The 14588-nt window shown below is 63.4% G+C and carries 16 protein-coding genes; 6 read left to right on the top strand and 10 right to left on the bottom strand.

Features of this window, described 5'->3' with window-relative positions; translation table 11 throughout:
* Positions 1-104 precede the first annotated feature (104 nt).
* A complete protein-coding gene (locus BUE39_RS29200) occupies positions 105-635 on the bottom strand; it encodes a hypothetical protein (protein ID WP_073432144.1) in 531 nt (176 codons plus the stop codon).
* A 627-nt stretch (positions 636-1262) separates the two neighbouring features.
* On the opposite strand from BUE39_RS29200, the gene BUE39_RS29195 reads away from it, so the two are divergent.
* The 3 genes from BUE39_RS29195 to BUE39_RS29185 all read left to right on the top strand — a co-directional run bounded on the left by BUE39_RS29195 (position 1263) and on the right by BUE39_RS29185 (position 3717).
* Positions 1263-2414, top strand: coding sequence for a porin (locus tag BUE39_RS29195; protein WP_073432143.1), 1152 nt, complete (start codon positions 1263-1265; stop codon positions 2412-2414).
* Between the two features lie 289 nt (positions 2415-2703).
* A complete protein-coding gene (locus BUE39_RS29190) occupies positions 2704-3060 on the top strand; it encodes a sugar ABC transporter ATPase (protein ID WP_084561516.1) in 357 nt (118 codons plus the stop codon).
* A gap of 141 nt (positions 3061-3201) precedes the next feature.
* Positions 3202-3717, top strand: a complete 516-nt coding sequence (locus tag BUE39_RS29185; RefSeq protein WP_073432141.1) for a metal-dependent hydrolase — start codon at positions 3202-3204, stop codon at positions 3715-3717.
* A gap of 3 nt (positions 3718-3720) precedes the next feature.
* Here BUE39_RS29185 and BUE39_RS29180 read toward each other — a convergent pair whose 3' ends face one another.
* From BUE39_RS29180 to BUE39_RS29170, 3 genes are all read right to left on the bottom strand, one after another.
* Positions 3721-4521, bottom strand: a complete 801-nt coding sequence (locus BUE39_RS29180) for an AraC family transcriptional regulator (protein WP_235004993.1) — start codon at positions 4519-4521, stop codon at positions 3721-3723.
* A 29-nt stretch (positions 4522-4550) separates the two neighbouring features.
* Positions 4551-5477, bottom strand: coding sequence for a serine O-acetyltransferase EpsC (gene epsC, locus BUE39_RS29175; RefSeq protein WP_073432139.1), 927 nt, complete (start codon positions 5475-5477; stop codon positions 4551-4553).
* 131 nt (positions 5478-5608) lie between these two features.
* Positions 5609-5842: a hypothetical protein gene (locus BUE39_RS29170; RefSeq protein ID WP_073432138.1), complete on the bottom strand. Its 234-nt coding sequence runs from the start codon at positions 5840-5842 to the stop codon at positions 5609-5611.
* Between the two features lie 345 nt (positions 5843-6187).
* Between BUE39_RS29170 and BUE39_RS29165 the strand changes: the two genes are divergently transcribed.
* Positions 6188-6637 carry a DUF3005 domain-containing protein gene (locus BUE39_RS29165; protein WP_073432165.1) on the top strand — a complete coding sequence of 150 codons (450 nt, stop codon included), beginning with the start codon at positions 6188-6190 and terminating at the stop codon, positions 6635-6637.
* A gap of 216 nt (positions 6638-6853) precedes the next feature.
* Entirely contained in the window at positions 6854-7459 is a 606-nt protein-coding gene (locus BUE39_RS29160; RefSeq protein WP_073432137.1) for a short chain dehydrogenase, read from the top strand.
* A gap of 34 nt (positions 7460-7493) precedes the next feature.
* On the opposite strand, the gene BUE39_RS29155 is transcribed toward BUE39_RS29160, so the two are convergent.
* The 6 genes from BUE39_RS29155 to BUE39_RS29130 all read right to left on the bottom strand — a co-directional run bounded on the left by BUE39_RS29155 (position 7494) and on the right by BUE39_RS29130 (position 13887).
* Positions 7494-8423, bottom strand: coding sequence for an ABC transporter permease (locus tag BUE39_RS29155; RefSeq protein WP_073432136.1), 930 nt, complete (start codon positions 8421-8423; stop codon positions 7494-7496).
* Positions 8423-9301, bottom strand: coding sequence for an ABC transporter permease (locus BUE39_RS29150; RefSeq protein WP_073432135.1), 879 nt, complete (start codon positions 9299-9301; stop codon positions 8423-8425). Before BUE39_RS29150 ends, BUE39_RS29155 begins: the two co-directional genes overlap by 1 nt.
* The gene (locus BUE39_RS29145; protein ID WP_073432134.1) at positions 9298-10377 is read right to left on the bottom strand and encodes an ABC transporter ATP-binding protein; all 1080 of its coding nucleotides are present in this window, start codon (positions 10375-10377) and stop codon (positions 9298-9300) included. Before BUE39_RS29145 ends, BUE39_RS29150 begins: the two co-directional genes overlap by 4 nt.
* A gap of 126 nt (positions 10378-10503) precedes the next feature.
* Entirely contained in the window at positions 10504-11673 is a 1170-nt protein-coding gene (locus BUE39_RS29140; protein WP_073432133.1) for an ABC transporter substrate-binding protein, read from the bottom strand.
* 276 nt (positions 11674-11949) lie between these two features.
* A complete protein-coding gene (locus BUE39_RS29135; RefSeq protein WP_073432132.1) occupies positions 11950-12888 on the bottom strand; it encodes an SMP-30/gluconolactonase/LRE family protein in 939 nt (312 codons plus the stop codon).
* A 63-nt stretch (positions 12889-12951) separates the two neighbouring features.
* Positions 12952-13887 (bottom strand): dihydrodipicolinate synthase family protein, encoded by a 936-nt coding sequence (locus tag BUE39_RS29130; protein ID WP_073432131.1) that lies wholly within the window; start codon positions 13885-13887, stop codon positions 12952-12954.
* A gap of 247 nt (positions 13888-14134) precedes the next feature.
* Here BUE39_RS29130 and BUE39_RS34985 point away from each other — a divergent pair, with 247 nt between their 5' ends.
* The gene (locus BUE39_RS34985; protein WP_159442605.1) at positions 14135-14302 is read left to right on the top strand and encodes a hypothetical protein; all 168 of its coding nucleotides are present in this window, start codon (positions 14135-14137) and stop codon (positions 14300-14302) included.
* Positions 14303-14588 lie beyond the last annotated feature (286 nt).

Genomic DNA, 14588 nt, shown 5'->3' with positions numbered 1-14588 from the left:
TGAAAGTATATTGACAGCTTGCGGTAATACCTTGATTCGCCTTTCGTCGGCGATCGGTTGGCTGAACCGGACCACGTCGCCTTTAACCAGGACTTAACCCGGACTCAACCCGGACGGCGAAATCCGTTTTCGACCCAAGCCGCCGCGCTCGCCTTGCTGAGCTTGAAGTTGGGCGCGACCTGCACTTGCGCGAGTTGCTCGCCGAACGTGTCGAGCGCGGTCAGCAGCGCATACGGCTCGTCTTCATCCGGCACGATGTCGAGCGTGACGTCGAGTTCGTCGTTGCCGTCGGCGGTCGCCACCCGCACTTCCTTATGCAGTTGCGCGCGCAGTTGCTGCTCATGGCGGCGCAGCACTTCGGAGGCGGTCTTCACCAGCGTGTTGAACGCCGACGTGTCGAGCGGCTTCGGGTCCTTCTTGTTGCGGCCCATCGTCCACGGCCCGACGAGCGCCGGTTCGGCCTCGCCGTCCTTGATCATCTCGACGGCCCAGCCTTCGTCGTCTTCGTTCTTGATGACGCGCGCGGTCCAGCCGTCGTCGCGCCACAGACGCGCTTCATGCAGCGGTTCGTCCATCGCGGGCGCGCCTTCCGTGATATCAGCGGCGTCGGACGATGGAAGGGGGGTATCGGTCATTGCAGGTTCACTCACGTTCGCGGGGCGGAGACATATTTCGAACCTGCGATTCTACCCGTGCCGCAAGCGCCCGACGCGCTCCCCTGACGAACGGACAAGCCAGGACGGGCATTTCGCCCATCGACATATTCCATTTCGCTATGCGCGGGAACTTATAAACCGGTTATAAAAAAGACGCAAAAAAACGCGGCCCGAAAGCCGCGCGTAAAAATGAAAAAGGCAACCCTTGGTTAGAGGGCAAGCCATTGTAGAACTGCAATTAGCCGCAATAGACCATGCGAATGGGAACACTGCATTGCGCGAAACACAGTGAATGACCCACGCCGCGGCGACATGCGCGACAACCTGCCGCATAAGCACGCCACGTGCGGCGTCGCGAGTCAGCAACACCGCATGCATTGACAAACTCAGCCTCGAATCCACACATGATCGGATTGTTCTTTATTTACTCGCACTTACACAATTCAAATTCGCCATTACCGATTCGAGAATTCATTGTTGCGTCATATGCGATTAAACATCGGAATAGCAGGCATACACTTCGCAGCGGATCGTCAGGCACCCGACGAAGTCGGCGATAAGCACTGGAATGCGATTCTCTATGCACTGTCCCGGAGTTATCTCAACATGAAAAAAACCCTCATCGCAGCAAGCCTCATGGGCGCGTTTGCCATCACCGCTCATGCACAAAGCAGCGTCACGCTGTACGGCACGTTGGACGCCGGTCTCGTGTACTCGAACAACCAGGGCGGCCACAGCAATTGGCAACAAGGTAGCGGTTCGGTGTCGAACACCTACTTCGGCCTGCGCGGCAGCGAAGATCTCGGCGGCGGTCTGCACGCGATCTTCACGTTGGAAAGCGGCTTCAACCTGAACAACGGCCAGTTTTCGGAAAACAGCACGATGTTCAATCGCCAGGCTTACGTCGGCCTGAAGAGCGATCAGTACGGCGCGTTGACGCTCGGCCGTCAATACGATTCGGTGGTCGATTACCTCGCGCCGTTGTCGGAAGCGGGCGCGGGCTACGGCAACAACCTGGCCGCTCATCCGTTCGACAACGACAATCTGGACAACTCGTTCTCGATCAAGAACGCCGTGAAGTACACGAGCGCGAACTACGCGGGCCTCAAGTTCGGTGGCCTGTACGGCTTCAGCAATTCGGCCGGCCAGTTCTCCAATAACCGCGCGTGGAGCGCCGGCGCCTCGTACGATAACGGCCCGTTGAGCTTCGCCGCGGCTTACCTGCAACTGAACAAGTCCGGCAGTTCGAACCTGAGCGGCGCCGTCTCGCAAGGCGACGGCACCGCGGCGATCGCAGCGGATCTGCAACGCACGTACGGCGCGGGCATCAACTACACGTACGGCCCGGCAACGGCAGGTTTCGTGTACACGCATACGCAACTCGACGGCATCAGCGGCGTGAACGTCGGCGGCACGACGCTGCCTGGCATCGCGGGCACGAACCTGCACCTGGACAACTACGAAGTGAACGGCCGTTATGCGCTGACGCCGGCATTGAGCCTCGCTGCTGCTTACACGTTCACCGACGGCAAGCTGTCCGGTTCGAACGGCTCGGGCGATCCGAAGTGGCACACGGTGTCGCTGCAAGGCGACTACTCGCTGAGCAAGCGTACCGACGTGTATGTGGAAGGCGTGTATCAGCATGCATCCGGCGAACTCGGCAACTTCGGTTCGAACGTGGCGGCAATCAATACGCTGGCGCCCTCCTCGACCGGCAATCAGGTTGCCGCGGCTGTGGGCCTGCGTCACCGCTTCTAAGGTCTTTTCGTTTGGCAAGTGCGAGGCGGATATCCATCCGCTTGGCAATCAAAAACCCGCGCGCGACATAATCGCGCGCGGGTTTTTTTCATGGGACCGCGTTTCGACGCGGCAAGGGTGACGCCGCAAGCGTGCGATCGGTATACTGGGTCCGGCTGCCTTCCTTGCCGCGAGTTCGTTGCGGCGGAACGGCGGCTTCGTCGCGAAGCATGGCGTTGTTTCAAATCGCGTCGCGCTTCGCCCGCGCACCAGGTTCCCACGCACCACCGGGGACGCCGACGACCGAACCATGAAAAGACTTCTTCTGCCTGTTGCCGCTGCCGCCGTGATCGCTTCGCTCGCTGCCTGCGGTTCTTCCAGCGGCCCCACCGCTCACGATGCGTCGCAACCGATGATCTACGTATCCTCGCCGCGCGCCCCGGCCTATATCGCCAATTGCCTTGAAAGCCGTTTGTCGCGTGTGCGTATGTCGCGCGTAGGCGGAGCAACCGAGATCGCGGTCGGCTCCGATTCGAACAACTCGTACTTCGTCACGTTGACGCCGTTGAACGCCGGTTCGGTCGTCAAGGTGACGCATCCCGCGAATGCGCCGGATGATCCGCCGGAACCGGAAATGCGCTTCAGCATCGCGCGCTGCGCCACCTGACGTTTGCACCACAGCGCGATGTTTTGAAGGCCACGCCGATACGCCAATTTATATCTGGCGTGTCGGCTATTTTTTTATCCGCTCATCTGCGAACATAGCCGCCCCTGGTCTTTTATGCGGCGGCGCCGTGCCGCGAGTTCGATGGCATCCAGCAAAGCACATCATGCAACCGGTTTTGCAGCCGGCGTCATCGCGGCGGCCATTGTCACGCGCATCGGCGGCGGCGGTTCGTTTCATATCGGCGTGTTGCTGAGCTTTATCGCCGGGATGGCGGGAAGCACGGCGCCGGATTGGCTGGAAGTGGCGTGGTGGTCGCGGGCGCGGCGGCTGTGGATCACGCATCGCACGTTGACGCATTGGGGCCTCGGATGGCTCGCGCTGCTCGCGGTTTCCTATCACTGGCTCGGGCATTCGCTCTATGCCGCGCCGGCGTTCGGCTTCGCTTGCGGCGGGTTGATGCATTTGCTCGCGGATTGGCCGAATCCCCTCGGCGTGCCGTGGATTGCCGGGCGGCATTCGCTCAATCTGTGGAATAGCGGTCGCTGCGATTTGATCGTGGTGGGCGCTTCGTGGGTCGCGGCATGGTTTGTCGGCGCGCACGCCTGGTTGCCTGGCGCACAGGCGGCGGCCTTGCTGCGGCATCTGAGAATCGGCTAGGCGTTACCGCATGGCGGCCGCATAGTTGGCGGGCGTCACGCCCAACAGCCTCACGAACGCCCTCGTCATGTGACTCTGATCGGCGAAACCCGCCGAAGCCGCCGCGTCGGCAAGGGTCGCGCCGCGCGCGATCAACTGCCTCGCCAGCACCACTCGCCGCTGCATCCGGTACGTGTGCGGCGGCAATCCCATCTCATGCGCGAAGGCTCGCAGCAACTGAAAGCGGCTCATGCCGGTATCGGCGGCGAGATCGGCAAGCGTGAGCGGTGACGACGGGTCGTCGTCGATGCGCGCTTTTGCTCGCGCGACCGGCCCGAGCGAACAGGTCGACACCGAACCTGCCGGATGCGTCGCATGCGCTCGCACCAGATGCCCGAGCAGTCCGAGCAACGCTTCCTCGCGCACCAGATCGTCGGGCACTTGCGGCGCTTCCACGGCAACGGCGAACAGCCGCTCGAACAGACGTTTCAGCAACGGATCATGCGCCACCGGCTGCGTGAGTTCGATCTCGCGCGCCGCCGCGCCGGTCAGCTCACGAGCGACGCCGGCCAGCAGCGACGGCTCGAAGTACAACATGCGCCATGCGCGGCCACGCTCGTCGAGCGGACTGCCGTCGTGCACCTCGCCGGGGTTGACCATGATCGCGTCGTTCGCGCGCGCTTCCACCATGCCGCGCCCGCTCGCCGACCGATGCCCGCCGCTGACGATCACGCCCACGCCGAAACGGTCGTGCGAATGGCGCGGAAACGCGTGCGCCGTTTGCGCCACGGTCGCCTCGACGCCGCTAATCGCGCAGCGAGGCATGTGAACGCGGCCGCGCGCCGGGCCCTGCATCACTGACGCCCCTCGTCGGTCCGCTCGCCTTCGCGGACCTTGCCTTGCGACACGCTGCTGCCCGGCGGCACGCTGTGCGTGAGCCACACGTTGCCGCCGATCACCGAGCCGCGCCCGATCGTCACGCGGCCAAGTATCGTGGCGCCTGCATAAATCACCACGTCGTCCTCGACGATCGGATGACGCGCGTTGCCCTTGATCAGCGCGCCGTCGAGATCCGCGGCGAAGCTCTTCGCGCCGAGCGTCACCGCCTGGTACACCCGCACGCGCTCGCCGATGATCGCCGTTTCGCCGATCACCACGCCCGTGCCGTGGTCGATGAAAAAGCTCGGCCCGATGGTTGCGCCGGGGTGAATGTCGATGCCGGTTGCCGAATGCGCGATCTCGTTGATGAAACGCGCCAGCAAGGGCACGCCGAGGCGATGCAGCGCGTGCGCGAGGCGGTGGTGCGTCATCGCCCACACGCCGGGGTAGCACAGCAGAATTTCGGTGATGTGCTGCGCGGCCGGGTCGCCGGTGAAGGCCGCCTGAATGTCGCTGACCAGCAGCGCGCGGATGCCCGGCAACTGCGTGGCGAATTCACGCGCGACGTTGAATGCGCGCTCCTTCAGTTCGGCGTCGGGCGTTCCGGCGAACTCCGGCAGGAATCGCAGGGCGCGCCGGATCTGCTCGGCGAGCAGGCGCAAGGTGCTCTCGAGCGTGTGGCCGACGTAGTAGTCGACGGTTTCGTCAGTCAGATCGGGGGCGCCGTAGTGCGTGGGGAACAGCGCCGCGCGCAGGCCGGTGACGATGCTGACCACCGCTTCGCGCGACGGCAGTTCGCGAATGCCGAGCGGATGCCGCGTGCGATGCAATTCCTCACGCGACGCGCGCAGGTCGGCGACGATCTGTTCGAGACCCCAGTCATGGGAAGGCACGTTAGGCATAGAAGGACAGCGCCGTGCGAAGGCACGGTTCGGAGTGATTGTCCCGAGAGATTACCGCGTTTTAGGGCGGCTCGCGCGGCCCCGCATGCGCACTGCCACCCGCCTTGCGAGTGTTCGCCTGCCGGAGGCGCTCAGATCGTCACGCTGCTCGCGTCGATCCAGCGCACGGCCCAATCGCGAGCGTGGGCGATGGCGGCGGCTTCGTCAGGAAAACGCAAGTCTTGAGGAAAGAAACGGTTGGCGACCAGTTCGCCGTCGCTCGACCGGGAGATGACCACATACGGTTGCCACGTGCCATCGACCGCGCGCGCCGGCGCGCAATTCAGCAAATAGCCGCGATGTGTGAATGCAGCATCGAAGTGCATGTGTCACCCGCCCTGACGGCCCCGTAAATGTTTGAGTAGCGCTGCGCTTTCGCCGGTGTTTGCCGCTTGTTCCGTTCATGCACATCCGTGCCGATGATGTGGAACGTACCGGAAAAAATATAGCCAATGCGACCGCGCTTCGCTCGTCGGAGTAAGATCATACTCTGTAGAAAATACGCGTCCATTAAAAAAAACGAAAAGAATCCCGGACGCAATCGCCATGTGAAATGCCCATCACATGGAGTCGCGACGAACGCCGCGATGCGACTTCAGCGTTAAAGCATTGCGCCAACCGGAATGGGTTTTGCTGTGCTTCGACCATGTCCTCTTCAAGGAGAATGCATGATGAACAGCGATATCGACAAACCAGCGGAGACGACCAGGCAACCGCACGTCGGTCCGCGCACGGCGGAACTGCACAACGACCGCACGCACGACAGCACGGTGGACACCGACGGCAAGAACTACGAAGCCGCCCGCCTCGCGGGCTATGGCCCGATCGCGGCCGATGAAATCACCATGAGCAACGCGACGCTCACCAACAGCGTGCCCGAGGCGCACGACGGCATGGCCGGCTTCGACAGCCGCGTCGGCGGCAATCATCTGCTGCTCGCGCTCGAACCGGGCTATACGGTCATCGACAAAGGCATGGTCGAGCCGCAGGGTCCCCATTCGGCCGATCCCCGGTTCGACGAGCCGCGCGAGGCCGGCAGCCGCGACGAACGCGGCCGCATTCATTACGCTCTTAATCATCTGCGCCCCACGCGAGTGATCGAGTTACACCGGGTGAAATGAGTGTTCGCGTTTCAACGGCGCGTTTGAATTCCGGCGCACGCGCCCGTTAATCAGCGAATCGTCAGCGCGCATCGTTGGCGCGCATCGTTTGAATCATGGCGCGCGCCTGGCCCGATTAGAAACCGGGGGTTGCAAGACCTGCGCATGCACGCGGCTTTTTCTTGCGAGCGGCTGCCCGCACAATCGACCCCACGTTAACCCTCAGCGGAGCAGTCAATGAAAAAGATCGTCGTGATCGGCGCCACCGGCACGCTTGGCCAGGCAGTGAGCGCGGAACTCAAGGCGCGCCACGAAGTCATCGAAGCGGGCGCGACGCGCGGCACGCACCGCGTGGACAGCACCGATCCGGCGAGCATCGAGCGGCTCTTTCGCGAGATCGGCAAGGTGGACGGCGTGGTCACCACCACCGGCAAGCTGCATTTCGGTCCCTTACCGGAAATGAGCATCGAACAGTTCTGGATCGGCCTGCGCGACAAGCTGATGGGCCAGATCAACGTGGTGCTGGCCGCCCAGCAATACGTGAACGACGGCGGCTCGTTCACGCTGACGAGCGGCATTGTCGGCGACGAGCCAATTCGCCTGGGTGCGAACGCCACCACCGTCAACCTGGCGCTCGAAGGCTTCGTGCGCGGCGCGGCGATCGAACTGCCGCGCGGCATTCGCATCAACGTGGTCAGCCCGACCGTGCTGACCGAATCGCTCAACGCTTACGCGCCCTACTTTCGCGGCTTCGAACCGGTGACGGCGCAACGCGCGGCGCTGGCCTATCTGCGCAGCGTGGAAGGCGCGCAGACGGGCCGGGTGTATCGCGTGGGCTATTGAATGCGAGTGCGTGCCGCGTGAAGCGTTGAGCGTTTCAGTGCTTCTGCTCCTTCACGCGCGAGACGATTTGCGTCGGGCTCACGAATTGCAGGGCGATCAGCACCCAGATCAACGTGATCGCCATGTAGATCATCGCCATCGCGTCGATCGATTGCGGCGCTCGCACCCCGGTTGAAAACACCGCGTAGTACAACGCGACCACGAGTGTTTGCGTCGCCGGACCCGCCGTGAAGAACGTCAGTTCGAACATGCCGATGGTGCGCACCAATACCAGCAGCGCCGCCGCGAGCATGCCGGGCACCAGCAGCGGCAGCAGCACGTAGCGGAAATAGCGGAACGTGTTGGCCCCGAAAATACGCGCCGCCGCTTCGAGATTGGGATCGATCTGTTCGATGAACGGCGTCATCACCAGAATCACGAACGGCAGCGCCGGCACGAGGTTCGCAAGAATCACACCGGAGAGCGTGCCGGCCAGGCCGATCTTGTACATCACCGTCGCCATCGGAATGCCGTAGGTGACGGGCGGCACCATCAACGGCAGCAGGAAGATCAGCATCGCCGTGCGCTTGCCCGGAAATTGCACGCGAGCCAGCGCGTAGGCCGCGGGCACGCCGAGCAGCACCGAGAGCAGCACCACCGCGCCGACCACTTCGACCGTGACCCACAACACGCTCGCCAACTGAAAATCGCTCCACGCCTGCGCATACCAATGCAAGGTGAAGCCTTGCGGCAACAGGGTGCCGAACCAGCGCGTCGCCACCGAGTTCACCGCGACGGTTGCGATCAGCAACACCACGTTGACGAGGAAGAACAGCATCGCGCCCCACACCAGCACGCGCCACACACGCCCCGGCACGCTGGCGCGCTGCTTCGCGCGTTTGCCGGGCTGGCGGGCGCCGTCGTCGTGTTCCTTCGATGCGGACGTGGACCAGGAAGGGTGCGCCGCTTGGCGATCGGTCGTCATCAGCCCTTGCCTCCCGTTACCGGACCGCTGTAGAAGAAGCGGCGCGCGCCGAGCATCGCGACGACCACCAGCAATTGCACGAAGCCCATCACCATCGCGATCGCGGAGGCGAGCGAATAGTCGTAGCTTTCGAATGCGGCTTCGGCCGCGGCGATCGACATCACGCGCGTCGGGCCGGCGGGCGCGCCGAGCAGCACCGCCGACGGAAACACCGAGAACGCCTGCACGAACGACAGGCACGCGGCCATCGTCAAGCCCGGCACGAGCAGCGGCAAATAGATGCGGCGAAACTGCTGCCACGGACTTGCGCCGAGCGTCGCCGCCGCGCTCGCGAGCGTGGGGTCGATGCCGGTCACGTAAGACAGCGTCAGCAGAAACGCGAATGGGAACCCCGACACGATCAGCGAGATCAGCACGCCCCAGAAGTTATGCGTGAGCCGCACTTCGCTCGTATAGAGATGCAGGCCCTGCAACGCCTGCGGAAACCAGCCGTTCGGACCGAAGTACGTGAGCATGCCGTCGGCGATCAGCACGGTGCCGAGCGTCACCGGAATCACCAGCAAGGTGGTGATGAACTTCTGATAACGGGAGTGGCGGCGCAGCGCGAACGCGACGGGAACCGACACGCCGACGTTGATGAGCGTGGCGGGCACGGCGAGCTTGAGCGTGACGATGATCGTCGGCCACATCGACGTGTCGGTAAAGAACGTCAGATAGTTGGCCCACGGTCCGCTGCCGTTCATCGGCTGGAACGACAGGATCAGCCCATATGCGAACGGGTAAATGAACAATGCGACGATGAAGATCAGCGCCGGCGCGACGAGCCACGCCTTGGCGTCGCGCGGCGCGAGCGGCGGCGACAGCGTGGGCGTGTTCATGCAGCCTCTCCTTCGTAGACGAGCGTGCGCGACGGCGGCACGCGCAGGCTGATTCGCTCGCCCTCCTGGAATTCACCGCCAACGCGCGCCCACAAATCGCCGAACGCGGTTTTCACGCGCAGCAGCGAATCGCGGCCGCCGTATTCGACGGTGGTCACGAGCGCATCGAAAGCGTTTTCCGCGCCGGGCGCCGCGCGCTCCATATCCTCGGGACGCAGCGCGACGCTCACGCGCTTGCTGTCGAAGCCGGCCATCGGCGTGCCGATCAGGCGCACGCCGTTCGCGCTCACCGCGACGCCCTCGCCTTGCGTGCCTTCGAGCATGAAGTCCGCCACGTTGCGATAGCCCATGAAACGCGCGACATGCAGATTCTGCGGGCGCGTATAGACCTCTTTCGGCGTGGCGATCTGCTGCACCACGCCCTCTTTCATCACGACGATGCGATCGGCCATGGAAAGCGCTTCGTCCTGATCGTGCGTCACGTAGAGCGTCGCGCGTTCGAGCTGACTGTGGATGCGGCGAATCTCGGCGCGCATTTCGATGCGCAGTTTGGTGTCGAGATTCGACAGCGGTTCGTCCATCAGAATGAGCGGCGGCTCGATCACGATCGCGCGCGCAATCGCCACGCGCTGCTGCTGGCCGCCGGACAATTGACCGGGCAGCTTGCGTTCATGCCCGACCAGTTGCACGAGTTGCAACGCTTCGCGCGCGCGGCGCATGGTTTCGCTCCTGCCGACGCCGCGCATTTTCAAACCGAAGCCGACGTTATCGAGCACGCTCATATGCGGAAACAACGCGTAGTTCTGAAACACCATGCCGAAGCCGCGCTTTTCCGGCGGCAAGACGTCGATGCGTTTGTCGTCGAGCCAGATGCCGCCGCCGCTCAAGGGCTGCAAGCCGGCGATGCAGTTGAGCGCCGTCGACTTGCCGCAACCGGAGGGCCCCAGCAACGCGATGAATTCGCCACGCCGGATGTCGAGGTCGAGCCCTTGCAGCGCCGCGACGGCCTGGCCTTCCGCGTTCGTGAAACTGCGGCTCACGGCGTCGAGCCGCAACTGCTCAAAGTGATGCTTCATGGCGAATTTCCTGGCGGTTCCCTGGCGATGTCGTGATGCGCGTCAGACGCGCGATACGCGCGATACGCGCGCGCTGCGCGGATCGCATCGGCGCAAACACATAGAAGCGCTGACTCCCGGCGCGAACTACTTGGTCTTCTGCGCGCCGACTTCGGTGTCCCACTTCCTGAATGCCGCGACCATCGCGCTCGCATTCAGCGGCAACACGTGCGGGCGTTCCGCCAGCAGCTTCGCGTACTCCGGCCGGCCGTACTTCTTCAGCACGTCCTGGCTGCGCGCGGGCGCCTGTTCGACCGTCACGCCCTTGATCGCCGGGCCCGGATAGAAGTAACCATCGTCATAGGTCATGGCCTGCTGCGCGGGTTCGAGCATGAAGTTCATCAGCTTGTAGAGCACCTCGATCTTTTCCTTCGGCACGCCCTTCGGAATCACCATGAAGTGCGCGTCGTTCACCCACGTCATGTTGTCGAACGCCTGCACCCTGAATTCAGCCGGCACGATGCCGAGCGCGCGAGGATTGATGTCCCAGCCGGTTACCGTGACGGTCATGTCGCGCGTGCCCTCGCCGAGTTCCTTCATGACCGCCGAGGTGCCGCCCGGATAGTAGGGAATGCATTCGTTCAGTTGCTTGAGGAACGCCCACGTCTTGTCCCAGCCGTGAATCGGGTCTTGCGGATCCTTGTCGCCGAGCACGTAGGGCAGCCCCATCAAAAACGTGCGGCCGGGCCCGGAGTTGGCCGGCCGCGCATAGATGAGCTTGTCGGGATGCGCCTTGCACCATTGCAGCAGTTGCTCCGGCGTTTTCGGTGGATCGCTGACTTTCGCGGGGTTGTATTCGAGCAGCGGACCGGCCGGCATGTACGCGACCTCGAGCCCGTAGCCTTGCGCGAGATCCTGCATCTTGCGCGGACCGGGCGCGTATTTGTCGAGCACGCCGGGGAAAGCCGCCGCATTGTCCGGCAGCAGTTTCGTCCAGAGACCCTGTTCGATGCCGGCCGCCAGCGCGTCGGTGCCGGTGAGCACGAGATCGATATCGGAGCGGCCCGCGGCCTGCATCGCCTTGATCTTGCCGGGCAACTGCGGCGCGGGCGCGTTCGTGAACGTGATGTTGGCGACGAGGTTCGGGTACTTCGCCTTGAAGGCCTCGAAACCCTTTTGCGTGAGTTGAAGATCGCCCGCCACGTCGACGATATTGAGCGTGACCGGATCGGCCGCGTGCGCGGCGGAGGCGAAAGCGGCGCTCGCCGCGAGACATACGGACACCAGCTTGAGCGACAACCTGCGTGAAACAGTCATTGCGTCTCCTCGCTTCTTGGTATGGAAGTCCGCCGGTCAGATGCGCTGCGGGCGGTGATCTACCAGAGGAACATAGCGAAGCGGGACTGCCGATGTCAAGCAAATACTCACGGCGGCGATTTGCTCACGAAATCGCGGGATTTTGGCTGGAATCCTTTTAGCTCAATGGTTTGCGCGCGTCATCCGAGGGCAAACCCGAAGCCCGCGGCCGGCGTTGACGAGCACTTGTCAGGCAAGTCGTCGATGCGCGCCGATGCGCGCGGACGCGCGCCGAACTCAGCCGCCTTGCACGCCCTGCGTGTTGACGTAGAGCGAATAGAGCCCGTGGCTTGCCGCCATGAAGAGCCGGTTGCGATGGCGGCCGCCGAAGCACACATTCGCGCAGCGTTCCGGCAACGCAATGTGGCCGATGGGCTCGCCTTGCGGCGTGAAAACGCGCACGCCGTCGAGTTCGTCGGTGCCCATGCCCCAGCCGCACCACAGATTGCCGTGCACGTCGACGCGAAAGCCGTCGGGCGTGCCGGGGCCGGCGTCGATCAGCACGCGATTGTTCGACAGCGCCAGGCCGTTGCCGTCGACGTCGAACGCGCGGATCTTGCGGGGCTCGCCGCGCGACTCGACGATGTACAGCACGGACTCGTCCGGCGAAAACGCGAGGCCGTTGGGTCCGAGCACGCCGTCGGCGACCACGCTGACTTCGCCGGATTGGCCGTCGATGCGATACACGCATGCCGGCAGTTCCGAGTCCTGCCGCTCGCCCTCGTAAAAGCTGTCGATGCCGAAGGTCGGATCGGTGAACCAGATCGAGCCGTCCGACTTCACGATGACGTCGTTCGGCGAATTGAAGCGCTTGCCGCGATAACGGTCGGCGAGCACGGTGATCGAGCCGTCGTATTCGGTGCGCGTGACGCGGCGCGTCAGATGCTCGCAACTGACGAGTCGGCCCTGGCGATCGCGCGTATGGCCGTTCGCATTGTTCGACGACTGGCGATAGGTCGTGACCGTGCCGCTGGGTTCGTCCCAGCGCAGGATGCGGTCGTTCGGAATGTCGCTCCACAGCAGATAGCGGCCGTCGCCGAACCAGACCGGCCCCTCGGACCAGCGCGTGCCTTGATACAGACACTCGACGGAAGCGGAGGCAAGGATCAGCGACTTGAAGCGCGGATCGAGCACGCGGACGGAGGGATCGGGATAGCGTCGGCTGTTGTCGGTCATGCTGGTGCTTTCTGGTTTCGGGTTGATGGTGTGGTAGGCATGGGCGGGCGTGGCGAGGCGCCGTCATGCATCGGCTTGTGCGAACCGCCGTTCCAACGCAAGCAGTTCCCGCGCGGCGTGCTCGATCTTCGCATGATGTTCGGGCGGCGTCGAACTGAGCAGCGGCAAAATCGGCCCCATGTCGGCGATCTTCGAGAACGTGACCGCGTCGTGCAGCACGCGGATCAACGAGATGTCGTCGCGCAAGGTTTCGAGCGGCAGGAAGGCATCGTGGAGACGCTGCGCCGTGTCCCGATCGCCGGACTTGACGGCGTGCAGCAACGCCGTGACCATGCGCGGCGCGATGCATCCCGAACCCGTGGTCCATGCGGCGAGACCGAACTCGCGCACGTGCACGAGCGCCGGCCGCTCGCCCATGCCGGACACCACTTTGGCGGCCGGCACCTGTTGCAGCAGGCGGCGCAGATAAGGATCGTTCGCGGGATCGGCGCGCACGATCGCGTATTTCACGGCCAGCAGCGTGCCACGGTCGACCAGGCGCGCCAGCGTGTCGACCTCGACGTAGTCTTCGTTCTTGATGTACAGCGTGAGGGGAATGCCTGCCGTGTCGACGATGCGCGTCAGCCCCGCCTCGACGCCCCCGGAGGTCGTGAAACCGCCGAGCGGCAGCACCATCGCCGTCCGATAACGGCTTTGCGCAAGGATGCGCGCCTGGTCCAGCATTTTTCCGTAGTCGGGACCGATTGCCGGGATCACGCGCGTGCCCGGGCTCGCGGCGTCGGCGAGCAGATCGAGCAAGTCGCGGTATTCGCTGACGGCGACGTGATAAAGATTCGCGTTGCCGCCATACAGCAAGGTGCGCACGCCGCCGGCTTCGATGTGGCGAATCAGCGCCAGGTTTGCGGCGGGATCGAGCGCGTAGTCGGCGCGGCGCGCCAGCGGCGGCACGGCCATGACCGAAGCGGCGAATTCACTGTCGAGTATGGGAGATTCGTTCATGGCGGCCTCAAACCCGGTGAACAGGTAGGGGCATTGAAGTTAGCATTGGGCCCGCAAATTTGTCAAACAACTTGCAGGAATCTGAGAATGGTCAGCGACAAAGCCGGAAACGCGTCGTTATATGACAATGAGCGGCCAAAGACACGGAGCCCCGCAAACCGGCAACGAAATCCGACATGTCGAGTGGGCAGGTATCGCCCGATTATGAAGAGGGTTATTAGCCTGAATTAGCTAATAATGCAGGCCGATGAAAAAACAGACCGGTTGCCGCGAAGAGTTTCACCACTTTTATCGGCTGGGAATCGTCGTGGCGTTCAGGGAATTTCGCATGGGCTGCGTTTCATTCGCTCCCTGGCCGCCCAATGCTCTCAACTTAAGCCTCAAAGAGCTTGTAAACGAGGCATTGCCCCTGTAAACTTCATCGCATAACTCACTGATAAATCAACGATATGAACTCAAATACCAGCGTCCTCGCGGCTTCTGGCTGAGTTCTCCGATTTCCTGCTCGATCCGGCGCTCGCCGATCGCGTGCGTCGTTCTCCCACTGCCTTTACCCGCAATCGCACACTGACCTTGCCGCGCATGGCCGCGCTGATGATGTCCGGCATGTGCGCCAGTGTGCAGGCCGAACTTGACGCGCTATTCGGCGCACTGGGAAGCAGCGGCGGGCGCACCCGCGCTGTCAGCGCACAGGCCTTCAG

Origin of the sequence: Paraburkholderia terricola (assembly GCF_900142195.1) — a bacterium.
Taxonomy (GTDB): domain Bacteria; phylum Pseudomonadota; class Gammaproteobacteria; order Burkholderiales; family Burkholderiaceae; genus Paraburkholderia; species Paraburkholderia terricola.
The sequence above is the reverse complement of the archived record's forward strand: the minus strand, read 5'-3'. Positions and strand labels throughout refer to the sequence as shown.